This window comes from Streptomyces sp. NPDC101191, from assembly GCF_044767915.1.
GTDB lineage: Bacteria > Actinomycetota > Actinomycetes > Streptomycetales > Streptomycetaceae > Streptomyces.
This window is the reverse complement of sequence record NZ_JBIWOU010000010.1, coordinates 213,785-237,290: the sequence shown is the minus strand read 5'-3', so window position 1 is coordinate 237,290 and position 23,506 is coordinate 213,785. Positions and strand designations below refer to the sequence as shown.

Sequence of the window (23,506 nt, the reverse complement as noted above, 5' to 3'; positions counted from 1 at the left end):
CCGCAACCCGCACCGGACCGGCGCCCGTGGACCGCCGTCCGGCGAGTCCACTCGTTCGGCGCCCCGCTCGCCCCTACCGCGCGACGGCGGCGAGGTCCTGGCCCGCGAGGGCCGGGTCGCGGGTGAGGGCGGCGTGGACGGCCTCCAGGACGGGGAGCCTCGCCGTCGCGGTGGCCAGGGCCACGTCCTTCGCGGCGAGCGCGACGGGGAAGTGGGAGCCGGTCGCGGTGGCACGGCCGACGGCCCCCGCGAGGGGGCCCGCGGCGAGGGTGCGCAGGGCGAGTTCGCGCGGCAGCCCGAGGGACTCGGCGAGGCTCAGGCTCTCGCCGACCAGGGCGACGGCGCCGATGACGGCGTTGATCAGGACGAGCTTGAGGGCGGCGCCGTCGCCGGGTCCGCCGCACGCGGTGACGGCGCCGAAGCGGTCCAGGACATGGGCGACGGGCGCGGTGTCGCCGCCGGCCAGCACGATCAGTTCGCCCGCGGCCGCCCGGTCGACGCTGCCCATGACGGGGGCGTCGACGAGGGTGACGCCCTCGGGGAGCCGTGCGGCCAGCGCGCGGACGGTGTCGGGGCCGACGGTGGAGGTGTCGATCCAGTGGGTGCCGGGGCGCAGCGCGGGGATCATCGCGTCGGCGACGGCGAGCGCGGCGGCCGGGTCGGCCAGCATGGTGACGACGACCGCGGCGCCGGCGACGGCCTCGGCGGGCGTCGCCGCCCGCGCGGCTCCGGCGGCGACGAGTGCGTCGGCCTTGGCGGTGGTGCGGTTCCAGACCGTCAGCGGGTGGCCGGCGTCCAGCAGTCGGCGGGCCATGGGGAGGCCCATGGAGCCGAGCCCGAGGAAGGCGACGGGCTGCGCGGTCGGGGGCGTGGCGAGGGGCGTCCGGTGTGTTTCGTTCGGCATGTCGTCGACGCTAGGAGGACGTACGTCATGCCACAAGCGAATGTCTAGCATGGCATCCATGTCCACTCCGCATGGCTTGTACGAGGTCTTCCTCGCCGTCGCCGACGAGGGTTCCTTCACGGCGGCCGCCCGCACCCTCGGCTACACCCAGTCCGCGGTGTCCCGGCAGATCCAGGCCCTGGAGGCCGAGACGGGGGCGGCCCTGTTCGAGCGCCTGCCGCGCGGGGTGCGGCTGAGCGAGGCGGGCCGGGTGCTGCTGCCGCATGCGGAGGCGGTCCGGGACCGGCTCGCGGTCGCCCGCGCGGAGCTGGAGGCGCTGCGCACCCTGGACGGCGGGCTGTTGCGGCTCGGCGCCTTCTCCAGCGCGGGCGCGGCGCTGGTGCCGCGCGCGCAGGCCGCCTTCCGCCGGCGGCACCCGGGGATCGCGGTGACCCGGATCGAGGGGCCCTCGGTGAAGCACCTGGGGCTGGTCGCGGCGGGCGAGGAGGACCTGGCCGTGGTGAGCCCGGCGGCCGGCGGCCCCGCGCCGGAGGGGGTGACGCTCCATCACCTCCTGGACGAGCCGATGCTGGTGGCCCTGGAACGCGGGCATCCGTCCGCGGGGCGGCGCGACGTGCGGCTCGCGGCGCTCGCCGACGAGGAGTGGATCGTCGGCAACGAGCGCCTGGAGGACACCCTGTTCCGCCCGGCCGTCGCCGCCGGACTGCGGCCGCGCACGGGACTGATCGCGCACGACTGGATCGCGAAGCTGGGCGCGGTCGCGGCCGGGCTCGGCGTCACGCTCGTCCCGGCCCTGGCGGCGGCGTCGGTGCGGCCGGACGTGGCCCTGGTGACGATCCATCCGGACGACGTGCCGTACCGGCGGATCTGTGCGGCGACCCCGCCGGCTCCGACGGCGGCGGCGACGGCGTTCCTGGGGCTGCTGCACGAGACGGCCCACGAACTAACACCCACTGGGCGCTGTTGACCCTTACAGACAGGCGCGGGATGATGTCGGTCATGATCGTCGCTGCCACGCAGTTCACCCCGGTCGCCGGGGACATCGCCGCCAACGTCCGTTCGATCGCCGAGACGGTCCGCGCCGCCGGGGCGGAGGGGGCGAGGGTGGTGGTCTTCGCCGAGCTGTCGCTCACCGGCTACGAGCCGAGTCTGGTGCACCGCTCCCCCGACCTCGTCCTCACCGAGGACGACCCGCGCCTCGAACCCCTGCGGGAGGCCTGCCGGGCGGCCGGGGCCGCGGCCGTGGTCAACGGCCCGGTCCGCACGCCCGGTGGACGCCCCGGCATCACCACGCTGGTCCTCGGTCCGGACGGGACCCTGCTGACCCGCTACGACAAGCAGCATCTGTACGGGGTCGAGGCCGAGGTCTTCGCACCGGGCACCGCCGACGGGCGCTTCACGCTCGACGGGCTCCGCTTCGCCCTGGCCACCTGCTACGACAACCGCTTCCCCGAGCTCGCCGAGCGGGCGGCCGCCGACTCCTGCCGGGCGTACCTGGCGAGTTCGGTGCTCTCGGCCGACAACGACTCGTTCGAGACGGTGTATCCGGTGCGGGCCCGGGACTTCGGCCTGTACGTGGTGCTCGGCAACGCTCTCGGCCCCAACGAGGACGGCGTGGGCGGCGGCCTGGCCGGCGCCTGGGGGCCGGACGGCGCGCGGCTCGCGGACGCGGGTCCGGACAAGCCGGGGTACGTGCTCGTGGACGTGCCGGACGGCCGGTAGGAACCGGCCGCCCGGCTCGGGAGGCCCGTCACGGAACCCCCTGCCCGTGACGGCGTCCCGCCCCTGTTACGGGGCGCTCAGGCCCAGCGTGTACGCGCCGGAGCCGCTGTAGGCGTGGACCACATAGCGGTAGTAGCCCGCGGTGCCCTTGTAGGCGATGTCCTCGTCGGCGCTCTCGGTGCCGCCGACCGCCACGTCCGCCCAGCCCGACCCGTTCCACTTCTGCAGGTACAGGTCGAAGTCGGCGCCGGCCGGACCGCGCAGGCAGCCCACGTGGGTGCCGGAGGTCGCCGAGTAGTAGTACGAGCCGTCCGGCTGGGCCTCGGCCTGGCCGGACGCCAGCGAACCCTCGTACGTGTACTCGGTGTCGGCGCAGCCGGTGGGCGGCGTCGTGGTGCCGACCGACAGCTGGTACGTGACGGTGTGCGTGGCGGAGCCCGTACCGGTCACGGTGATCGGGTAGGTGCCGTTCGCGGTGCCGGCCGCGACCTGGACGGTCATGGTCGAGGAGTTGCCGGAGGTCACCGAGGACGGGCTGAAGGAGACGGTGACCCCGCTCGGGGCGCCGCTCGCGGACAGCTGCACGGTCTGCGCGCTGCCGCCCGTGGTGCTGGTGTTGACCGTGGAGGTGACCGAGGCGCCGGGCTGGACCGAGCCGGAGGCCGGGTTCAGGGCGAGCGAGAAGTCCGGCGTGGTGGTGCCGCCGCAGTCGGTCTCACCGGACTGGGCCGGGACGCCGATCGCGTTCCAGGCCGTCTTCACGGCGTTGCACTCGGCACTGCCGTAGGTGTTCCTGGCGCTGGCCAGGGTGGCCTTGCGGGCGGCCAGGTGGTTCCAGGAGGAGGTCTTCATCAGCAGGGCGCCCATGAAGATCTTGCCGGCCTTCTGGATGCCTATGCCGGTCACCGAGGAGGGGCCGCCGGAACATATGGGGCTGGCGGGCTTGCCGCCGCCCGGGTTGGAGCCCTCGGCGAGCAGGTAGAACCAGTGGTTCTGCGGGCCGGCCGCGGCGTGCACCTCGGTGCCGGAGTTCAGCTGCGGGTAGCAGTTGGGGTCACCGGCCAGGGAGGGGTTGTACATGTAGCGGATCGGCTTGTTGTCGCCGAGGAAGTTGAGCTTCTCGCCGACCGTGTAGTCCGGGGTGTCGTTGGGGTTGTTCGCGAAGTGCTCGGTGAGCGCCCCGAAGATGTCGCCGGTGGACTCGTTCATCCCACCGTTCTCGTTGGACGAGCCGGAGCTGCCCGGGGTCCTGTCGAAGATCTCGTGACCGTACTCGTGGGCCACGACGTCGATGCCGGTGAGCTGCATCGTGCCGTTCTGGTTGCGGCCGTACGTGGTCTTCGTGCCGTCGTAGTAGGCGTTGACCTCGCCCAGGCCGGCCCGGGCCGGGACCATGCCGCCCTGCCCGTTCTGGCCGTTGTAGCCGAACCACTGCTTGAGCATGTCCGACTCGCGCTGGGCCGCGTACATGATGTCGACGCAGGCGGTCACGAGGTCGTTGGCGGTGCCGTTGCCCCACGGCGGGGTGCCGGTGTAGGCGCTGCCGTTCTGGCCGCCGCACCGGAAGCCGGAGCGGTTGGGGTCGGTCATCGAGCTCGCGGCGGTGTCGATGGTGACGTTGCCGTTGTGGTAGCCGCGGCCGTCGGCGTGCAGGATCTTGTCGGTGGCCTGCGTGACCTTGCCGGTGCGGGCGTCCACGTGGGTGTCGAGCGAGCTCGGCAGGCCCTCGGCGGTGCGGCCGACCACCAGGGTGTGCCAGGTGAGGACCGGCTTGTTCCCCTTGAGCAGCACGGTGAGTTCGGGGGTGCCCGCGCTCTCGACGCCCGCCAGCTGCGCCTTGGCGGTGGCCAAAGCGGCGGCGGAGCCGATGGTGGCCTTGGTGGAGAGCCGGATGGCCGGGGCGGGCGCGGCCGCGACCTCGCGGACCTTGCCGGCGCTGTCGGAGACGACGACGGCGTCGCCCCCGGCCACCGGGAGGCCCTTGTAGGTGCGCTGGTAGGCGGCGTAGTAGAGGCCGCCCGCCCACGGGGTGACCGCGGTGCGGACGAGTTCCTCGTCGGTGCCGTGGCGCAGCCCGTCGAGTCCGCTGTCGGCGGCCTTGTCGGCGGCGGCGAGGGCGAGGGACTTGCCGTGCCCGGGCGGTACGGGCTGCGACGGTCCCGCGGTGGCGGCGGTCGCGGTGCCCGCGAGGGTACCCGCGAGGCTCGCCGTCAGGGCGAGCGCCGCCAAGGCCGCCGAGAGTCTGGTGGGGTGCACGTCTGCTCCGTTTCGGGTGGGGGGGAGACGGTGGGACGCGCCGAGTATGGGCGTGGACATGCCCACCAGGGGACATCTCACCCGGCATAAGACACGCGTTATGCCGAACGGCTCCGCCCTCGGGCGCGAGGTGCATACGCTGCTGAAATGCAGCTGGAGTTGAGGCATCTCGAGGCCGTCTGCCGGATAGCGGAGGCGGGCAGTCTGGGGCGGGCGGCGGCCCGGCTCGGGGTCTCCCAGCCGGCCCTCTCGGCCCAGCTGCGGCGCATCGAACGGGTCGCGGGCGGCGAGCTGTTCACCCGGGGCCGGCACGGTGTCGACCCGACCCCGCTGGGCGAGTTCGTGCTGTCCAAGGCGCGGCGGGTGCTCGGTGAGATGGACGCCCTCGCGGCCGGTGCGCGGGCCGTCGCGCCCCATCCGACGCTGCGCCTCGGCTGCATCCTGCTGGTCCTCGTGGACCGGCTGATCGGGCGGCTGGAGCAGGAGTTCGCGGGCCAGGAGATCGAGGTCGACATCGAGCACTCGGTGACGACGCTCACCCGGCTGCTCGCCGCCGGGCGGTACGACGCCGTCGTGTACGGGGAGGTCGCCGACCACGAGGTCCCGCTGCCCGAAGGCGTGGCGGCCCGCACCCTCGTACCGAAGGAACCCTTCTGCGTGCGCATGTCCGCGGCCCACCCGCTGGCCGGGCGGGACCGGATCGACCTGGCGGACCTCGCGGGCGAGACCTGGATGACGATGGTCGAGGACGACGACGGCGGCCCGGAGGCGCTGGTCGACGCCTGCGCGAAGGCCGGCTTCACCCCGAAGCTGCGCTACCGGATCGCCGACCGGAAGATGCACTACGACCTGATCGCGGCGGGCCGGGCGATCTCCGTGAGCCAGCCGACGGCGCCGCCCGCCGAGGGCACGGTGCTCCGTCCGCTGGTCGGGGACCCGGTCACCGGCCGCATACGCCTCGCCTGGAACCGGGCGGCGGTCTCCGAGCGGCGCGCCGGGCTGCTCTACCGGGCCGCGGGACTCGCGTACCTGGACAACGTCCCCACCAACGCCTTCCACCGGATCTGGTGGGAGTCCCGCCCGGAACTCCACCCCGCCCTGGACTGACCGGAGCCGGGTGCCCGCCCCGGGCCGGCCGCGGCCGGTCACCCCTTCCCGGACCGACCGGAGGCGCGCGCCCCCGCCGGAGCACCCCGCCCCCCCGGAGCCGGGCACTCCGCCGGCCCCACGGAGCCAGCCGGGCACTCCGCCGGCCCCACGGAGCCGGGCACTCCGCCCGCCCCACGGAGCCGGGCACTCCGGCGGCCCCGCGCGGCCCGGTACCCCAGCGGCAGGCCCCGCGGCACCGCTCCGGGATGTGAACGGGCGCCGCGCGGCGCACCCTGGGGTGAGAGGTGAGGGACGGTGACCGACTACGCGGCCGTGTTCCGGGCGCTGCCCGGCATGATCGCGCTGCTCACCCCCGATCTCGTGTACCTCGACGTCAACGCGGAGTACGCCACCCGGTCGGGCCGCAGCCGGGAGCAGCTGATCGGCCGGCGCCCCTTCGACGTGTTCCCCGACAACCCGAACGATCCGGCGGCGAACGGCGTACGGAACCTGGTGACCTCGCTGCGCCGGGTGGCCGCGACCGGCGAGCGGGACGGCATGGCCCCGGAGCGCTACGACGTCGAGCGCTTGGACCGGCCCGGGGAGTGGGAGCCGCGGTACTGGAGCGCGGTCAACGTGCCCGTGCTCGACGCCGACGGGCGAGTGGTGCTGCTCGTCCACCGGGTCGAGGAGATCACCGAGCTGATCCGGGCCCGCGGCGGGCCCGGCGAAGGCGGGGCCCGGGTCCTGGAGGCCGAGGTGTACGCGCGGGCCCGGGAGCTCCAGGAGGTCAACGAACGGCTGCGGGCGGCGCACGCCCGCGAGCGCGAGGTGGCACTCACCCTGCAGGAGGCCATGCTGCCCGCGCCCGTGCCGATCGGCTCGCACCCGACGGCGGTGCGCTACCGGCCGGCGGTCGGCGCGCTCAACGTGTGCGGGGACTGGTACGACCTGGTCACCCTGCCCGGCGGCGACCGGGGCGGGGTGGCGGTGGGCGACGTGGTGGGGCACGGGCTGAGCGCCGCCGGGGTGATGGGCCAGCTCCGCAGCGCCCTCAGCGCCGCGTCCCTGGTCGTGGCGGGGCCCGCGAAGGCCCTGGACGTGCTCGACCTGTACGCCCGGTCCGTCGCGGGCGCCGAGAACTCGACGGCCGTCGAGACCTGCATCGACTGGGACCGCCGGGTCGTCACGTACAGCAGCGCCGGGCACCCGCCGCCCGCGCTGCTCCACCCGGACGGGACGGTGGAGTTCCTGGACCGGGCGACGGATCCGCCGCTGGGCGCGCACCTGGAGCACGCGGCCCGCCCGCAGGCGGAGGCGGCGTTCACGCCGGGCACCGCGCTGGTCCTGTACACCGACGGTCTGGTCGAGCGGCGGAACGAGGACATCGACGCCGGGCTCGCCCGCCTCGCCGGGATCCTGGGGCGGCACCGCGGCGTCGAGCCGCAGGCCCTGGCCGACGCGCTGCTCCTGCAGATGCTGCCGGTGGGCGGGGCGACGGACGACACGGCGCTGATCGTCGTGGGCTTGTGAGGCGTCCGGGCGGGTCCCGGGTGCCGCGCGGAGTGTTCGCCGGGATCAGACGGACCTTCCGGACATAGTGCGGGCATGAGACGCACCCCCCGGAACCGCGCGGCCCTGCTCGCCGCCGCCCTCCTCGCCACCCTCCTCCCCGTCGGCGCGGCCGTCGCGCAGACGCCGTCCGGGCCGCCCGGCGGCCACGGCGACCGCGACTGCGCACGGACCCGGCACCCCCTGGACGCCCGGGGCCGCCAGGTCCTGGCCATCGCCCGCCAGGCCCAGCAGGACCTCAAGCTGAAGGCCGTGCTGTTGCGGGTCGACGACGGCGGGCGGGAGGTCGTCACCGACGCGCTCGGCGAGTCGATGACGGGCGTCCCGGCCGAGCCGGACATGCACTTCCGGGCCGGCTCGGTGGCCTTCGCCCACATCGGCACGACCCTGCTCCGGCTGGTCGAGCAGGGCCGGGTCGACCTCGACGCCACGGTCGAGCCCTGGCTGCCCGAGGTGCCGCGGGCGAACGAGATCACGCTGCGGATGCTGGCCAACAACACCAGCGGCCTGCACGACTACGTCACCGACCCGGAGTTCGAGGCCGAGCTGCTGGCCGACCCGTTCCGCGCCTGGACCCCCGACGAACTGCTCGCGTTCCCGTTCGCGCACGACTTCTGGTACACACCGGGCACCAACTGGAGCTACTCGCACGCCAACTACCTGCTCCTCGAGCGCGCCCTGGAGCGGATCACCGGACAGCGGATCGACCGGCTGGTGGAGGAGCAGGTCACCGGCCCGCTGGGGCTGCGGAACACGCAGAACAACTTCACGCCGGAGATCCCCGCCCCGGTGCTGCACGCCTTCACCTCGGACCGCGGCCTCTACGAGGAGTCCACCTTCTGGAACCCCTCGTGGACCACCGGTCCCGGCGCCGTGATCACCTCGACCGTGTGCGACATGGCCCGCTCCGCGCGGGGCATCGGCAGCGGCGAGCTGATCTCCCGGCGCTCGTACCGCACCCTGCTGGACCCGGGCACGGTCGGGCTCGGCGTGCCGACCGCGAAGTGCCCCGCCGACATCTGCCTGAAGCAGACCGAGGCCAAGCACTTCGGGCTCGGCGTCATCGTCGCCAACGGCTGGCTGCTGCAGAACCCGTCGTTCACCGGGTACGCGGCGATCCAGGCGTACCTGCCGTCGAAGCGCCTCTCCATCGCGGTGTCCGCGACCAAGACGCCGGACACCGCCGAAGGCAACATGGCGCAGGTGGTCGCGGAGCGGATCGCGGCGGCGCTCGCGCCGGAGGACCCGCTGCAGCCCTGACCGGGCCGGGGCCGGATCAGACGGTGTGGTGCGCCGCGCCCCTCGTCCGGCCCGTCCCGTCCTCGTCCGCGTCGTCGTCCGTGCCCTCGTCCGCCGCCTCGCCGGTCATGTCGCGGGCCATCAGCGTGGCGCCGGCCACCGCGCCCGGCATCAGCAGGACGGCGACGAAGGGGACGAGGAAGGCGAGGACGAGGGGGACGCCGAAGCCCAGCGCGGCCGCCCTGCGGCCGCGCAGCAGCCCCAGGCGCTCCTTGAACTCGACGCCGCGACGCTGGAGCGCGACCGCGGTGAGCTCTTCGGTGAGGAAGAAGCCGGAGACGCCGAAGCCGAGCGCGGGGACCACCGTCTGGCCGACCACCGGGATGAAGCCGGCCGCGAAGAGCAGGATGCCGTAGAACGCGACCCGCACGAGGACACGCAGGCTGTCGCGGGCCGAGATCAACAGCTCGCGCCAGAGCGGCAACCCGGACTCGGGGACCTCGCCGCCCTCGCTGCGGTCGACCGCCTCGGACAGCGACTCGTAGAAGGGCTGGCCGATCAGCAGCGTCACGGCGGTGAAGGTGATCACGGCGAGGAAGACGCCGAGCGCGAAGACCAGGAAGGTCAGGGTGCCGCGGAACACGCCCTGCCAGGGCGAGCCCCAGCCGTCGGCGAACGGCGTCGCCCAGGCCGTCAGGTCGTCGGCCCCGTAGGAGAGCCCGACCAGCGCCCCCACGTAGAGGACGAAGGTGACGAGTCCGGGCAGCAGCCCGAACCCGAACCAGCGTCCGTGAGTGCCGACCCACTTCTGCCCCTGCAGCAGGTAACGGAATCCTGCTCCGAAATCACGCATGACGATCACCCTAGTGGCGGGTCCGGCCAAGGCCCTCCTCCTGTTCCGAACCTGAGACGGTGGGACCCGGCCCTGCGAGGGTCCGGAACGGAGGGAGGGCCGCACCCCGGTCGGTCAGGGTGCGGCCCTCGTTCTCAGTCTGCGGCGGGTCGGCTCAGACGGCCAGCTCGACCGTGATGTTGCCGCGGGTCGCCTTCGAGTACGGGCAGACCTGGTGGGCCTTCTCGATGAGGCCCTTGGCGGTCTCGGCGTCCACGTTCGGGATGGTCGCCGAGATCTTCACGATGATGCCGAAGCCGTCGTCGTTCTTGCCGATGCCGACCTCGGCGGTGACGGTCGAGCCGGAGACGTCCGCGTTCTCGTTCCGGGCGACCACACCCAGGGCGCCCTGGAAGCAGGCGCTGTAGCCGGCGGCGAAGAGCTGCTCCGGGTTGGTGCCCGCACCGGAGCCACCCATGGCCTTGGGCGGGTTGACGACGACGTCGAGCTGGCCGTCGTCGGTGGCGACCCGGCCGTCACGACCGTTCTCGGCGGTGGCGACGGCGGTGTACAGGACGTCGGACTGCTGAATCGACATGCTGTTGTTTCCCTTATTCGTTCGCCGCGACTCGCGCCCACGATCGCGACGGCTGAGGGAAGACTAGCGGGTCGCCGAAACGATCATCTTTCCGGTGTTGTCCCCGCGGAGCATGCCGAGGAAGGCGTCCACGCCGTTCTCGATGCCCTCGGCGAAGGTCTCGCCGTGCTTGAGCTCGCCGGAGCGCAGCCAGCCGCCGACCTCCTGGACGAACTGCTGCTGCAGCCCGTAGTGGTCGCCGACGAGGACGCCCTGGAGGCGGAGCCGCTTGCCGATGATCATGGCCATGTTGCGCGGGCCGGGGACCGGCTCGGTGTCGTTGTACTGGGCGATCATGCCGCAGATGGTGGCGCGGCCGTGCACGTTGAGCGAGGAGATCGCGGCCTCGAGGTGGTCACCGCCGACGTTGTCGAAGTAGACGTCGATGCCGTCCGGGGCGGCCTCGCGCAGCTGGTCCTTGACCGGGCCGTTCTTGTAGTTGAAGGCGGCGTCGAAGCCGAGCTCCTCGACCAGCCACTTGACCTTCTCGTCGGAGCCGGCCGAGCCGATCACCCGGGAGGCACCCTTGAGCCGTGCCATCTGGCCGACCTGGCTGCCGACGGCGCCGGCCGCGCCGGACACGAAGACGGCGTCGCCCTCCTTGAAGGAGGCGACCTCGAAGAGGCCCGCGTAGGCGGTCAGGCCGGTCATGCCGAGCACACCCAGGTACGCGGAGAGCGGGGCGAGCTCCGGGTCGACCTTGGTGGCGTGCTGGGCGGGCACGTCGGCGTACTCGCGCCAGCCGAGGCCGTGCAGCACGTGGTCGCCGACGGCGAAGCCCTCGGCGTTGGAGGCGACGACCTCGCCGACCGCGCCGCCGTCCATCGGCTGGTCCAGCTGGAAGGGCGGGATGTACGACTTGACGTCATTCATCCGGCCGCGCATGTACGGGTCCACGGAGAAGTGCAGATTGCGCACGAGGACGCGGCCCTCGGCGGGCTCGGTCAGCGGCTTCTCGCGGAGGGCGAAGTCCGCGGGCACGGGCCAGCCGTGCGGGCGGGCGACGAGGTGCCACTCACGGCTGGACGCGGGAAGTACGGACATGGCGGAGCCTCCTAGAAATGCTTCACGAACTGAAACAACCATGCGCCTCGATATTTCATGTTGTCAAGCATCGGAGTACGATGAACCCATGCCCACCCGACACACGGACCCCCTGACGCTGGAAGTCGTGGAGCTCATCGGCACCGTCGTGGCCCGCTACCACGACGAGTACGAGGAGGCCGCCGCCGCGCACGCCCTCACCGGCGCGCAGGCCCGCGTGCTCGGGCTGCTCGCCCTGGAGCCCACGCCCATGCGGAAGATCGCCGAGAAGCTCAAGTGCGAGCCGTCGAACGTGACGGGGATCATCGACCGCCTGGAGTCCCGCGGCCTCGTCGAGCGCCGCCCCGACCCCGCCGACCGCCGCGTCAAGGTGGCCGCCCCCACCGACGAGGGCCGCGACACCGCCCGCCGGCTGCGCGAGTCGCTGCACTTCGCCCGCGAGCCGCTCGGCGAACTCACCGAGACCGAGCGCACCCTGCTGCGCGACCTACTGAAGCGCATGCTGGGCACGCCCTGAAGATCCGGCCCAGGGGCCCCGGCCAATAGGCCCCGGCCAAGGGTCACGACCCAGAGGCCGGCGGACGCCTTCCCCCGGGCGCCACGGCGGCATCCGCACGCGCCGGATCCCGTGCCTTCCCGGACCCCGCACCCGCGGGATCCCGCGCACCCCCGGCCCCCGCACCCGCCGGATCCCGCGCACCCCCGGACCCCGCACGCCCCGACCCGAGGCGCCCCCGTGCCCCGTGCCCGATGCGCCGTGCGCCCGGCACGATCCCGAGGCAGGCCCCCGAGGCCTGCCTCAGACGCACCACCACAGGAAGCGGGTGCAGGTCGGCGTCGGGCTCGGGCTCGGGCTCGCCGTCGGCGTGCCCGGGGCCGTGGTGGGACCGCCGCCGGGCGTCGGCGAGGCACTGCCGGAGGGGCCGGTCGAGGGCGTGCCGGACGGGTTCTCCGGGCCGGGGACGGACGCCCTCGGCGAGGCGCCGGACCCGTCGCCCGAGCCGGTCCCCGTGCCCGTCCCGTCACCTGAGCCCGAACCGTCGCCCGAGCCCGTTCCCGCACCGTCGCCGGAAGCGCCTCCCGTGCCACCCCCGCGGCCGGAACCGCGGGCGGGGTGCCCGGTGGAGGTCGGGCGCGCCGTGACCGACTCGACCGGCCCGGGGCCGTCCGGCCGGCCGGTGCTCTCCGACGGCGCCGGCGGTTCCGGGTCGAGGGTGGCCTCGACGACGTCCTCCTCCTGGACGGCGGTCGCGGCGCCGCCGGCCGGCTGGTCCAGGGCCAGCTTGGCCATGCTCAGCGAACCGGCCGCGAGCGCGAAGCCGAGCGTGCCGAGCAGCACCGTGCGCCCACGCCGGGAGCGCGCCCGGCGCCCGCCCCGCGGGGCGGCCCGGCCGCCGCCCGACCGGCTCCGGCCACGGCGCGCGGCCGCGCGCCCCTCGGCGGGCCGGGGCGTCTCGACCGGGTCCAGTTCGTACGCGTAGCCGTACTCCTCCTCCACGGGCGGCGGGGTCTCCGCCGGCTGCGTGAAGGTGGGCACGGGCGCGGGGGCGGGCGGGTGGGGGGTGAAGTACCGCAGCTCCTCGGCGGGGGTCCCGCAACCGGCACAGGCCAGGGCGCCGTTGAGATGCCGTCGGCACTGGGGGCAGTAGTCCATGGCGCCCGCAGGTTATGCGCCGCTCGGACACGGCTGATAGGCGTGAACGTGAGGATCCTGTGAGGAAACCGCAGGTCGTCGGCGTGCCGTCGCGAATCTCCCCCTTCGGGCAGGATGGGCGCATGACCCCTGCCACCCCCTTTGGGCCGTACGAGTTCCAGCTCGTCCTGCTCCGCCGGATGGCCGACCACCAGGCCGGCCTCGTCGAGGAGGCGCTGCGCGAACTCGGCGCCACGCGCGCCGAGATGCGCGAGGCGAACAAGCGCTGGCAGGCCCGGGCGCACGCCCGGCAGGGTCCGGGCGAGTTCGAGCGCTACCGGCAGGCCCTCGGCGATCCCGAGTCGCGGCAGCCGGTGCGCGGCGACAGCGAGGCGTGGGCCTGGCCGGTGCCGCTCTGGCCCGATCTGCGGTTCACCGTCCTGGTGGGCCCGCGCCGCGCCGTGTGGTCCCGCTCCCTGACCCGCGCTCCCGGCGCCGCGCCGCCCGAGCTGCGCACCGCCGAGGACCTGCGCCCGTGGCGGTGCACGATCGACGAGGTCTGGCGCGCCTTCCGGGACGTCGAGCCCCGGGAGGGGGCCGCCCCGACGCTCGCCCGCCTCGACTTCACCCTCCCCGACGGCGGCCGGGCGGCCGCCGAGTTCGCCTGGGGTCTTCTCCAGCGTCAGGTCCCGCCACCGGCCGGGCACCGGACGACCCCCCAGGCCTGACGTTCCGTCAGGGTCTTCCGGGGTTTCGGCACCCCCGGGCGGCTCAGCTCAGCGCGCGCCCCGCGCGGGACCGCAGGACGATCGAACAGGACCGCGCACCCCGTGCGCCCCGCCTCGCCCGTGCCAGCACCGCACTCCGGAGGACCGCCGTGACCGTCAGCCTTGAGCAGCTACGCCGCTGCCATGTCGCCGTCGACCTGGGCGCCGCCCGCACCCGGGTCTTCGTCAAGGGCGCCGGACTCGTCGTCGACGAGCCGTCCGTCGCCGCCGTGAACACCCGCACCGGCGCGCTCATCGCCGTCGGCGCGCTCGCCGAGAAGATGACCGGCCGCACCCCCGACTACATCCGGGTGGTCCGCCCCGTCTCCGGCGGCACCGTCGTCGACATCGAGATGGCCCAGCGGATGCTCCGTCATCTCCTCGGTGACAAGCTCCGTCGCCAGCTGCGCCGCAAGCCCCGGCTGCGCGCCGCCGCCTGCACCCCGCACGACAGCGACCCGCTCGCCCAGCGCGCGGCCGTGGAGACCCTGGTCGGCCTCGGCGCCCGCCGGGTGGAGCTCGTCGACACCCTGATCGCGGCGGCCGTGGGCTGCGGCCTCCCGGTCGAGCAGCCGACCGCCACGATGATCCTGGTGTGCGGGGCGGCGACCACCCAGGTCGCGGTGCTCTCGCTCGGCGCGATCGTGACGGCCGAGCGGATGCCGGTCGGCGGCGACGCCATCGACCACGCGGTCATCCAGCATCTGCGCCACCGGCACGAACTGATGCTGCCGAGCCAGTCGGTGCGCCCGCTCCAGGTCGCCCTGCACGGCAACGGCCTGACCCTCCAGGGCCCCACCTTCACCGAGATCCACGGCCGCGACGTGGCCACCGGGCTCGCCCGCTCGGTGACCGTCGACACCGCGGCCGTGCGGGAGGCCATCCAGACCCCGCTGACCGCCGTCCTCGACGGCATCGGCAAGGTGCTCCGCGACTGCCCGCCCGACCTGGTGGCCGACCTCGCCGACCGCGGCATCATGATGGTGGGCGGCAGCGCCCTGCTGCCGGGCCTCGACCAGATGCTGCGGGAGGCCACCGGAATGCCCGTGCACATCGCCGAGCGCCCGGACGTCTGCGCCGTCCTCGGGCTCGGCGCGATGCTGGAGGGCCGGATCCAGCCCCTGGTCCTCGACCCGCTGACCGAGACGGCCGAATAGTCCACGGCGGAACGCCTTGTACGAGAATGACCCCATGTCGAACATGGACGAGGACGCGTACGGAAACGATCCTGCGCCCCGCCTGCCCATGCTGCTCGAAGCCGTCCTCAGCGTCGGTACCGAGCTCGAACTGCGGGCCACCCTCCAGCACATCGTGGACACCGCCACCGCGCTGACCGGTGCCCGCCACGGGGCGCTCGGGGTCGTCGACCCCGAGCGCCTGCGCATCACCGAGCTGTTCACCTCCGGCATGACCGAGGTGGAGCGGGAACGGATCGGGCGCATCCCCGACGGGCACACCGGACTGCTCGGCGCCCTCGTCAGCGACCCCCGGCCGCTGCGGCTCGACGACGTGACCGCCGACCCGCGCTCCTCCGGCGTGCCCGAGGGCCACCCGGAGATCCGTTCCCTCCTCGGCGTGCCGATCCGCGTCCACACCGAGGTGTTCGGCAACCTCTACCTCGGCGACAAGCCCACCGGCCCGTTCGGCGACGACGACCTGGCCCTGCTGCGCGTCCTCGCCACCCAGGCCGGCATCGCCATCGGCAACGCGCGGCTCTACGAGACGGCACGACAGCGGGAACGGTGGATCGAGGGCGCCGCGGCCGTGACGACCGCGCTGCTCACCGGGAAGCCGGCCCAGGACGCCCTGACCACGGTCGCCGAACGGGCCCGGCTGCTCGCGGACGCCTCGGCGGGCGTGGTGCTCCAGCCGACCGGGGAGGGCGGCATGGAGATCGTGGCCGCCTCCACCCCCGACGACCCCGGCGACCTGGTCGGCACCACGATCGCGCCCGGCTCCCCCGTGCTGGTCCAGCTGCTCGGTGGCGAGCCGGTGTTCGTGGAGGACTCGGCCACCGACCCGCGGATGACCACGCATGTCCGCAGCCGCTTCGGGCCCTCGATGCTGCTGCCCCTGCAGAGCGGCGGCCGGCTCATCGGCACCCTGGCTCTGCCCCGGCGGCGCGGCGACCGCCCGTACAGCGCGGTGGACCGGCTGCTCGCCTCGCAGTTCGCCTCGCAGGCGGCGCTCGCGCTCGTCCTCGCCGACGCCCAGCACGACCGCGAACAGCTCGCCGTGTACGAGGACCGCGACCGGATCGCCCGCGACCTGCACGACCTGGTCGTGCAACGCCTCTTCGCCACCGAGATGATGCTGGAGTCGACCCGGCGGCGGGCCGCCGTCCACGAGGTCGACACGCTCCTGGCCCGGGCCGTCGACGAGCTGGACTCGACGATCCAGGAGGTCCGCACCACGATCTTCGCGCTGCAGCAGCCGCCGGCCGACGCCCCGGCCTCCTTCCGCGGCCGGGTGCTGCGCGAGACCGGCGGCGCGGCGGCGCTGCTGGGCTTCCAGCCCTCCGTGCACTTCTCCGGCGCCGTCGACACCCTCTCCGAGGAGGCCTCCGCCGACCGGCTGCTCGCCGCGCTGCGCGCCGCGCTGGCCGCCGCCCACCGCCGGCCGGACGTCGGGGCCGTCACGGTCGAGATCACCGCCGACGGTTCCGGGCTGCGGCTGCGGGTCGAGGACGACGGGAGCCCGCCCACGGTCGTCACCTGGCCGCAGGAGATCTGACACCCGGACCCCGGTGGGGAGCCGGTCCGGCTCGCCCGTACGAAGGGGTCCGGCGCGGACCCGTCCGGCCGGCCGCGCCGCACCGCCCACGACGGCCCCGTCCGACGCCCCGAACGGAGCATTCCGGCGCGCCCCGCCCGCCCGCCGGATCTTGACTGAGGGCGTGGACACCGAAGTGAAGATCCCCGCGGCCGCCTATCGCAACCTGGTCACGGCCACCGTCGGCTTCACGCTGACCTTCTGGGCCTGGGACCTGATCGCGCCGCTCGGCAGCTGGTACGGGGACCGGCTCTCGCTCAGCTCCTTCGAGCAGTCGCTGCTCGTCGCGATCCCCGTCCTGGTCGGTTCGCTCGGCCGGATCGCGGCCGGCGCGCTCACCGACCGGTACGGCGCGAAGCTGATGTTCCCGCTGGTCTCGGCGCTGACGATCGTGCCCGTCCTGCTCCTGATCGTCGTCAAGGACTCCTTCGGCCTGCTGCTGGTCGTGGCCTTCCTGCTCGGGATCGGCGGCACGACCTTCGCCATCGGCATCCCGCTGGTCAACTCCTGGTTCCCGCCGGCCAGGCGCGGCTTCGCGCTCGGCGTCTTCGGCATGGGCATGGGCGGCGTGGCGCTCTCCGGATACTTCACCCCGCGGATCGCCGAGCACGGCGAGAACCTGCCCTTCGTCGTCGTGGCCGTGGCCCTCGCCGCGTACGCCGTCCTCGCCGCGCTCCTCATCACCGACCGTCCCGACCGGCCGATCCCCTCCGCCTCCCTCGCCCGGCGCCTCGGCCAGGCCGGGCGGCTGCGGGTCACCTGGGAGCTGTCGGCGCTGTACGCGATCGGCTTCGGCGGCATCGTCGCCTTCGGCGTCTACCTGCCGACCTACCTGAAGACCTGGTACGAGCTCGACCCGACCGACGCGGGCACCAAGGCCGCCGGGTTCGCCCTGGTGACGGTCGTCTTCCGGCCGATCGGCGGCTGGCTCTCGGACCGGGTCCACCCGGCCCTGGTGACGGCCGTCGCGCTCGGGGTCGTCGCCCTGCTCGCCATCGTCCAGGCCTTCGACCCGCCGCTGAACCCGGGCGGCACGACCGCCCTGCTCCTCATGGCCGCCGGCCTCGGCACCGCGAGCGGTTCGGTCTTCGCCCTCGTCTCGCAGGTCACCCCCCAGGCGAAGGTGGGCAGCGTGACCGGCATCGTCGGCGCGATGGGCGGCCTCGGCGGCTTCGTACCCCCGCTGGTCATGGGCGCCATCTACAGCGCCAAGGGCTCGTACTCGATCGGCTTCATGCTGCTGTCCGACCTGGCCCTCGCCGGCTGCGTCTACGCCTACGGGCGGATGCGGAACGTGCGCCCCGACAGCGACACGCCCGCCCCCGAGGTGAGCAAAGTCGCAGTACCCCGTCCCTGACGGCTGGGCAGAATGCGCCCATGAGCGCCCTGTTCCCGGCCCTGGCGGCCCCTTCCGACCGACCCGCCCTGCGGTTCGGCGCCGACACCCTGACGTACGAGGAACTGGCGCGCGCCGCCGGAGCCCTCGCGCCCCGGCTCCTGAGCGCCGGGAGGGTGGCCGTCTGGGCCACGCCCACGGCCGAGACGGCGGTCGGCGTCGTGGCCGCGCTGCTCGCGGGCGTGCCGGCCGTCCCGCTCAACCCCCGCATCGGGGAGCGCGAGCTGGCGCACATCCTCGGCGACAGCGCGCCCGGGATCGTGCTCGCGGGTGCCGGGGACGACCTGCCGGCGGGACTGGCGGAGCTGCCCCGGACCGACGTGGCGATCCGGGTCGCGCCCGGCACGCCCGCCCGCCCGGAGCCGGACGGCCCCGGGACCCCCGCCCTGATCGTCTACACCTCCGGCACGACCGGCCCGCCCAAGGGCGTCGTCCTGTCCCGGCGCGCGCTAGCCGCCTCCCTCGACGCACTCGCGGACGCCTGGGAGTGGACGGACGCCGACGTCCTCGTGCACGGGCTGCCCCTGTTCCACGTCCACGGGCTCGTCCTGGGCGTCCTCGGCCCGCTGCGGCGCGGGGGCGAGGTGCGCCACCTGGGCGGCTTCTCGGTCGAGGGCGTCGCGAAGGAGCTGGGGGAGGCCGGCGGCACGATGCTGTTCGGCGTGCCGACCATGTACCACCGGCTCGCCGAGGCGCTCCCCGGGGACCCGGCGCTCGCCCGGTCCCTGGCGCAGGCCCGGCTGCTGGTCTCCGGCTCCGCGGCCCTCCCGGTCCACGACCACGAGCGGATCCGGGCGGCGACGGGCCGGACGGTGATCGAGCGCTACGGGATGACCGAGACGCTCATGAACACCTCGATCCCCGTCGGCTCGGCCCCCCGCCCCGGCTCGGTGGGCCTGCCGCTGGGCGGGGTGGAGCTGCGCCTGGCGGAGGAGGACGGCTCGGTGCTCGGCGCGGACGCGTACGACGGCGAGACGGTCGGCGAGATCCAGGTGCGCGGCCCGAACCTGTTCTCCGCGTACCTCAACCGCCCGGACGCGACCGCGGCCGCCTTCACCGGGGACGGCTGGTTCCGCACCGGGGACATGGCGGTGCGCGAGGCCGACGGCTACGTCCGGATCGTCGGCCGCAAGGCGACCGACCTCATCAAGAGCGGCGGCTACAAGATCGGCGCCGGGGAGATCGAGAACGCCCTCCTCGACCACCCGGGCGTTCGCGAGGCCGCCGTCACCGGCGCGCCCGACCCGGACCTGGGCGAACGCATCGTGGCCTGGGTCGTCCCGGCGGACCCCGACGCCCCGCCCGCGCCGGACGCGCTCGCCGCGCACGTCGCGGCCCAGCTCGCCCCGCACAAGCGCCCCCGCGAGGTCCGCTTCCTGACGGCGCTGCCCCGCAACGACATGGGCAAGGTCCTGAAGAAGGCCCTCCAGGAGCCCTCCCGTGGCTGAGCGCCTGACCGCCCGTGCCGCGGTCGCCCTGGTGGCGGACGACTGGGTCCCGGAGGACGACGCGGCGGAAACCGGGACGGGGGCCGGCGTCGACGGGCCGATCGGCTGGCCCGGCTACGACGCCTCCCGGGCCCGGGCCGCCGCGCGCACCGGCGAGGACGAGTCGGTGCGCTACGGCACGGCGACGGTGGGCGGACGTGCCTGCGTCCTCGTGGTCTTCGAGTTCGGCTTCCTCGGCGGCTCGCTCGGCCGGGCGGCGGGCGACCGGCTCGTCGCCGCGTTCCGTACGGCGGCCGGGCGGCGGCTCCCGCTGGTGTCGCTCGTCGCGACCGGCGGCAGCCGGATGCAGGAGGGCATGATCGCCCTCACCCAATTGCAGCGCGTCGCCGCCGAGGCCGTCCGGCTGCGCGCGGCGGGCGTCCCGCACGTGGCCGTGCTGCGCGACCCCACCACCGGCGGCGGCTGGGCCACCGTCGGCGCGGGCGCCGACGTCGTCCTGGCCCTGCCCACCGCCCAGGTCGCCTTCGCGGGCTCCCGCGTCCGCCCCGCGGACGCCGACCCCGCCGCCTACACGGCGGAGGACCAGTACGCCCACGGGCACGTCGACGCCCTCGTCCCGCCGGAGCGGCTGCGGGAGACCCTGGGACGGTGGCTGCGGCTGCTGGGTCCCGCGGCCGGGCCAGCGCCGGCCGCGGCTCCCCCGCCGCACGCCCTCGGCGACCTCGCCCTGCCCGCCACCGGGTGGGCGGCCGTGCAGGCGGCGCGGGCCGCGGGACGCCCGCGGGCCGGGGCCTATCTGGACGCCTGCTTCGCGATGCGCGCGGCGATCCACGGGGACCGGGCCGGGGGCGCCGACGCCGGTGTGGAGTGCGGCTTCGGGCTGCGCGACGGGCGGGTGGTGGCGTACGCGGCGCAGGACGGCGGGGCGACCCGGCCGGCCGGCTTCCGGACCGTCGCGCGGCTGGTGCGGCTCGCGGACCGGCTCGGGATCCCGGTCCTGACGCTGATCGACACGCCCGGCGCTGCCAACGACGCCGCCGCCGAGCGGGCCGGGGCGGGCCCGGCCATCGCGGAGGCGTTCGCGGCGATCGCCGGAGCGCGCGTTCCGGTGACGTCGCTGCTCGTCGGCGAGGGCGGCTCGGGCGGGGCGCTCGCGCTCGCCGCACCGGGCAACACCTGGGCCACCCCGGACAGTTACTTCTCCGTCATCGCGCCCGAGCTCGCCGCGCAGATCCTCAAGCGCCCGCCGGAGCTGGTCCCGGAGACGGCCGGGCGCCTCCGGCTGCGCCCCCAGGACCTGGTGGAACTCGGCGTCGTGCGGGGGATCGTCGGGGAGGAGCCCGGGCAGCACGAAGCCCCCTCGGCATGAGGGGGCTTCGCCGCGGACCGGGTGACGATCAGCCGATGTCGCCCGCGCAGTAGCTGAAGTCCCCACAGACGACGACCGTGTTGTCCACCACGGTCACGCTGGGAGCGTCGCCCTCGTCGTCGTACCCGTGGGCGAGGGCGGTGCCCGCGCCCGAGAGGACGACGGCGGCGGCCAGCGCGGCCGAGGCGATGAACTTGCGCATGAAAACCTCCTGAGGAGCGGAGTTGCTCATGCGGAGCCTCTCCGCGGCATAGGCCGTCGGCAAGCGCCCGCGCCCTGACCGGACTCCGGGATGACCCGTTCGGCGGGGGCGCATTTACTTCACGCCCACCGCTCGGATGATCTCCTGCGTGACGGAGCCGCCGCGGTCGTCGCCGGCGCCCGCCCGCAGCGAGACGGAGCCCGCGCCGGCCGGGCGCGGCGGCCGACCGCCGTCTCAGGCGGTGGGGTTGTCGGCGTCGTAGCGCCGGAAGTTCCTGCCGTAGAGGGCGAGCAGGCCGATGGCGAGGACGCAGGCGAGCCCGCCGCCGGTGATCGCCACGGCCGGGGAGGTGAGGTCGGCGGCGGTTCCGGCGAGGAAGTCGCCGAGGCGGGGGCCGCCGGCCACGACCACGATGAAGACGCCCTGGAGCCGGCCGCGCATCTCGTCCGGGGCGGCGACCTGCATCATCGTGTTCCGGAAGATCATCGAGACGGTGTCGGAGTACCCGGCGACGGCGAGGAGCAGCAGGCCGAGCCACAGGTTGCGGGTGAGTCCGAAGGCGGCGATCGCGGTGCCCCAGGCGCCCACGGAGAGCAGGATCGCCTGCCCGTGGTGGCGGACCCGGCCCTGCCAGCCGGACAGCACCCCGCCCAGCAGCGCGCCGAACGCCGGTGCGGCGACGAGGAGTCCGGTGGTGCGGGCGTCCCCGCCGTACCAGAGGACGGCGACGGCCGGGAACAGCGCCCGGGGGTGGGCGAGGATCATCGCGCAGAAGTCGGAGAAGAACGTCATGCGCAGATTGGGGCGGGTGGCCAGGAAGCGCAGTCCGTCGAGGACGGAGGCCCTCTTGGCGCCGGTGCGCTCCGGCAGCATCGAGGGCAGGCGCCACATCGCGTAGAGCGAGGCGGAGAAGGCGATCGCGTCGATGAGGTACGCGGTCTGGTAGCCGGCCAGGCCGACGATGACGCCGCCGAGACTGGGCCCCACGAGGGTGCCGAAGGTGGTGGTCATCGAGTTGAGTGCGTTGGCGGCGCGCAACTGCTCGGGCGGCAGCAGCCGGGGGATCATCGAGCTGCGGGCGGGTGCGTTGAGCGCGGCGCAGACCGCCTGGAGGGCGACGATCCCGTAGAGGAACCAGACGGCGTGGAAGCCGGCGAACGCGGCGGCCGCGAGACCGGCCGAGAGCACGGCCAGGCCGGTGGAGCTGGCGAGGCCGAGCTTGCGGCGGTCGAGGGTGTCGGCGACGGCGCCGCCGTAGAGGCCGAAGACGACGAGCGGGACGAGGGAGAAGAGCCCGACGAGGCCGACGGCGAACGGCGAGCGGGTGATGTCGTAGACCTGGAGCGAGATCGCGAGGGTCGTCATGCCCTGGCCGACCCAGGTGACGCTGTTGCCGAACCAGAGGCGGCGGTAGTCGGCGGAGGTGCGCAGCGGAGTGAGGTCGGCGAAGACCCTGCGGCTCTCCGGCCCGGCCTCCTGGGTGGCGGTCACGCGGCGTCGGCCGTGGCGGCGAGGTCGTAGCTCAGCTCGGGGCGGGCCCAGAAGATCCGTCCGCTGGGCCGGACGGTCCCGGTGCGGCGGGCGCCGGTGCGCAGGTAGAACTCCTCGGCGGGCGGGTGGGCGACGACGCGTATCGCGTCGAGGCCGGCGGCGCGCCCCTCGCCGATCATGTGCTCGATGAGCATCCGGCCGATCCCGAGGCCCTGGGCGCGGTCGGCGACGAAGGCGAGGTCGAGCTCGGCCTCGTCGAGGAGCAGGGCGTAGAAGCCGAGCACCCGGCCGTCGGTGTCGACGGCGACGTGGACGGTGTGGTGCTCGATGTACGCCCCGCCGACCTGGTAGCCGTCGACCATGACCGCGTACTCGCCCGCGTAGGCGGAGGAGGTGCGGACGAGCCGCGTGAGCCGCTTGGCGTCGGCGGCTGTGGCGCGCCGGAGGGTGATGTCGGGCATGGCCCGAGTATAGGACCGGACTGCTTAATCGATCCTTACATTTAGATGTCGGACGCAGGCACCGCGCCGACGCACTGCGCCACGTCGTCCGGGTCGACCGCGTCGAGCCGGGCGGCGAGGGCGTGCAGCCGGTCGCGCAGCTCCTGGATCTCCGCCAGGTCGAGCCCGGTCGCGGCGGCGATCCCGCGCGGCACCCCGAGGGCCTTCCCCCGCAGCGCCGCCCCCTCGTCCGTGACCCGCACGGCGACGGACCGCTCGTCCTCGGCGCTGCGCCTGCGCTCGACGTATCCGGCCACCTCCAGTCGCTTGAGCAGCGGCGACAGGGTGCCGGAGTCGAGGTGCAGCCGCTCCCCGATCCCCTTCACGGGGAGCTCGCCGTGCTCCCACAGGACCAGCATCACCAGGTACTGCGGGTAGGTGAGCCCGAGCTCCCTGAGCGCACCCCGGTAGACGCCGTTGAACGCACGGGTGGCGGCGTGCAGGGAGAAGCAGATCTGGTTGTCGAGCCGGAGGAAGTCCTCGCCCGCGGGGCGGTCGGTGATGGGTCGGTCCATGGCTCCAGGGTACGGGAGACGCGCATCACACGCGATTTAGTTGTGCACAACTAAATCGCGCACTAATAATTGCGGAGGCAGCACGACACACCCCCTCACCGAGGGGCCGAGGACAGGA

At 74.3% G+C, this 23,506-nt stretch carries 22 protein-coding genes; 12 read left to right on the top strand and 10 right to left on the bottom strand.

Annotated features, from left to right (window positions below):
- Positions 1 to 73 precede the first annotated feature (73 nt).
- Positions 74 to 904, bottom strand: coding sequence for an NAD(P)-dependent oxidoreductase (locus tag ACIRQF_RS32760; RefSeq protein WP_404097875.1), 831 nt, complete (start codon positions 902 to 904; stop codon positions 74 to 76).
- Positions 905 to 953: 49 nt separating this feature from the next.
- Between ACIRQF_RS32760 and ACIRQF_RS32755 the strand changes: the two genes are divergently transcribed.
- Positions 954 to 1,871 carry a LysR family transcriptional regulator gene (locus tag ACIRQF_RS32755; protein ID WP_376630103.1) on the top strand — a complete coding sequence of 306 codons (918 nt, stop codon included), beginning with the start codon at positions 954 to 956 and terminating at the stop codon, positions 1,869 to 1,871.
- A 32-nt stretch (positions 1,872 to 1,903) separates the two neighbouring features.
- Entirely contained in the window at positions 1,904 to 2,626 is a 723-nt protein-coding gene (locus ACIRQF_RS32750) for a carbon-nitrogen hydrolase family protein (RefSeq protein ID WP_389749932.1), read from the top strand.
- A 66-nt stretch (positions 2,627 to 2,692) separates the two neighbouring features.
- Here ACIRQF_RS32750 and ACIRQF_RS32745 read toward each other — a convergent pair whose 3' ends face one another.
- Positions 2,693 to 4,882: a M4 family metallopeptidase gene (locus ACIRQF_RS32745; RefSeq protein ID WP_404097871.1), complete on the bottom strand. Its 2,190-nt coding sequence runs from the start codon at positions 4,880 to 4,882 to the stop codon at positions 2,693 to 2,695.
- A 147-nt stretch (positions 4,883 to 5,029) separates the two neighbouring features.
- Between ACIRQF_RS32745 and ACIRQF_RS32740 the strand changes: the two genes are divergently transcribed.
- From ACIRQF_RS32740 to ACIRQF_RS32730, 3 genes are all read left to right on the top strand, one after another.
- Complete coding sequence (locus ACIRQF_RS32740) at positions 5,030 to 5,989, top strand: LysR family transcriptional regulator (protein ID WP_404097868.1); 960 nt, start codon at positions 5,030 to 5,032, stop codon at positions 5,987 to 5,989.
- A 297-nt stretch (positions 5,990 to 6,286) separates the two neighbouring features.
- Positions 6,287 to 7,504, top strand: a complete 1,218-nt coding sequence (locus ACIRQF_RS32735; protein WP_404097866.1) for a PP2C family protein-serine/threonine phosphatase — start codon at positions 6,287 to 6,289, stop codon at positions 7,502 to 7,504.
- A 75-nt stretch (positions 7,505 to 7,579) separates the two neighbouring features.
- Entirely contained in the window at positions 7,580 to 8,803 is a 1,224-nt protein-coding gene (locus tag ACIRQF_RS32730; RefSeq protein WP_404097863.1) for a serine hydrolase domain-containing protein, read from the top strand.
- A 16-nt stretch (positions 8,804 to 8,819) separates the two neighbouring features.
- On the opposite strand, the gene ACIRQF_RS32725 is transcribed toward ACIRQF_RS32730, so the two are convergent.
- The 3 genes from ACIRQF_RS32725 to ACIRQF_RS32715 all read right to left on the bottom strand — a co-directional run bounded on the left by ACIRQF_RS32725 (position 8,820) and on the right by ACIRQF_RS32715 (position 11,295).
- Complete coding sequence (locus ACIRQF_RS32725) at positions 8,820 to 9,635, bottom strand: EI24 domain-containing protein (protein WP_376630114.1); 816 nt, start codon at positions 9,633 to 9,635, stop codon at positions 8,820 to 8,822.
- 154 nt (positions 9,636 to 9,789) lie between these two features.
- Positions 9,790 to 10,212, bottom strand: a complete 423-nt coding sequence (locus ACIRQF_RS32720) for an organic hydroperoxide resistance protein (RefSeq protein ID WP_190103533.1) — start codon at positions 10,210 to 10,212, stop codon at positions 9,790 to 9,792.
- Between the two features lie 63 nt (positions 10,213 to 10,275).
- Positions 10,276 to 11,295, bottom strand: coding sequence for an NADP-dependent oxidoreductase (locus ACIRQF_RS32715; RefSeq protein ID WP_382480002.1), 1,020 nt, complete (start codon positions 11,293 to 11,295; stop codon positions 10,276 to 10,278).
- An 88-nt stretch (positions 11,296 to 11,383) separates the two neighbouring features.
- On the opposite strand from ACIRQF_RS32715, the gene ACIRQF_RS32710 reads away from it, so the two are divergent.
- Entirely contained in the window at positions 11,384 to 11,812 is a 429-nt protein-coding gene (locus ACIRQF_RS32710) for a MarR family winged helix-turn-helix transcriptional regulator (RefSeq protein ID WP_376630117.1), read from the top strand.
- Between the two features lie 282 nt (positions 11,813 to 12,094).
- Here ACIRQF_RS32710 and ACIRQF_RS32705 read toward each other — a convergent pair whose 3' ends face one another.
- Positions 12,095 to 12,949 (bottom strand): hypothetical protein, encoded by an 855-nt coding sequence (locus ACIRQF_RS32705; RefSeq protein ID WP_404097858.1) that lies wholly within the window; start codon positions 12,947 to 12,949, stop codon positions 12,095 to 12,097.
- Positions 12,950 to 13,071: 122 nt separating this feature from the next.
- On the opposite strand from ACIRQF_RS32705, the gene ACIRQF_RS32700 reads away from it, so the two are divergent.
- The 6 genes from ACIRQF_RS32700 to ACIRQF_RS32675 all read left to right on the top strand — a co-directional run bounded on the left by ACIRQF_RS32700 (position 13,072) and on the right by ACIRQF_RS32675 (position 20,680).
- Positions 13,072 to 13,656, top strand: a complete 585-nt coding sequence (locus ACIRQF_RS32700; protein ID WP_404097856.1) for a hypothetical protein — start codon at positions 13,072 to 13,074, stop codon at positions 13,654 to 13,656.
- 149 nt (positions 13,657 to 13,805) lie between these two features.
- Positions 13,806 to 14,852 (top strand): rod shape-determining protein, encoded by a 1,047-nt coding sequence (locus ACIRQF_RS32695; RefSeq protein WP_404097854.1) that lies wholly within the window; start codon positions 13,806 to 13,808, stop codon positions 14,850 to 14,852.
- Positions 14,853 to 14,886: 34 nt separating this feature from the next.
- Positions 14,887 to 16,428, top strand: coding sequence for a GAF domain-containing protein (locus tag ACIRQF_RS32690; RefSeq protein ID WP_404097851.1), 1,542 nt, complete (start codon positions 14,887 to 14,889; stop codon positions 16,426 to 16,428).
- 163 nt (positions 16,429 to 16,591) lie between these two features.
- Entirely contained in the window at positions 16,592 to 17,824 is a 1,233-nt protein-coding gene (locus tag ACIRQF_RS32685; protein WP_404097849.1) for a nitrate/nitrite transporter, read from the top strand.
- A 20-nt stretch (positions 17,825 to 17,844) separates the two neighbouring features.
- On the top strand, positions 17,845 to 19,311 hold the full coding sequence (locus tag ACIRQF_RS32680; protein WP_382479991.1) for an acyl-CoA synthetase: 1,467 nt from the start codon (positions 17,845 to 17,847) through the stop codon (positions 19,309 to 19,311).
- Positions 19,304 to 20,680: a carboxyl transferase domain-containing protein gene (locus ACIRQF_RS32675; RefSeq protein ID WP_404097846.1), complete on the top strand. Its 1,377-nt coding sequence runs from the start codon at positions 19,304 to 19,306 to the stop codon at positions 20,678 to 20,680. Before ACIRQF_RS32680 ends, ACIRQF_RS32675 begins: the two co-directional genes overlap by 8 nt.
- A 28-nt stretch (positions 20,681 to 20,708) precedes the next feature.
- Here ACIRQF_RS32675 and ACIRQF_RS32670 read toward each other — a convergent pair whose 3' ends face one another.
- The 4 genes from ACIRQF_RS32670 to ACIRQF_RS32655 all read right to left on the bottom strand — a co-directional run bounded on the left by ACIRQF_RS32670 (position 20,709) and on the right by ACIRQF_RS32655 (position 23,388).
- The gene (locus ACIRQF_RS32670; protein ID WP_376630132.1) at positions 20,709 to 20,882 is read right to left on the bottom strand and encodes a hypothetical protein; all 174 of its coding nucleotides are present in this window, start codon (positions 20,880 to 20,882) and stop codon (positions 20,709 to 20,711) included.
- Between the two features lie 234 nt (positions 20,883 to 21,116).
- On the bottom strand, positions 21,117 to 22,373 hold the full coding sequence (locus tag ACIRQF_RS32665) for an MFS transporter (RefSeq protein ID WP_389749954.1): 1,257 nt from the start codon (positions 22,371 to 22,373) through the stop codon (positions 21,117 to 21,119).
- Complete coding sequence (locus tag ACIRQF_RS32660) at positions 22,370 to 22,834, bottom strand: GNAT family N-acetyltransferase (RefSeq protein WP_376630136.1); 465 nt, start codon at positions 22,832 to 22,834, stop codon at positions 22,370 to 22,372. The genes ACIRQF_RS32665 and ACIRQF_RS32660 overlap by 4 nt, the downstream gene beginning before the upstream one ends.
- Before the next feature lie 41 nt (positions 22,835 to 22,875).
- Entirely contained in the window at positions 22,876 to 23,388 is a 513-nt protein-coding gene (locus ACIRQF_RS32655; RefSeq protein ID WP_404097842.1) for a MarR family winged helix-turn-helix transcriptional regulator, read from the bottom strand.
- Positions 23,389 to 23,506 lie beyond the last annotated feature (118 nt).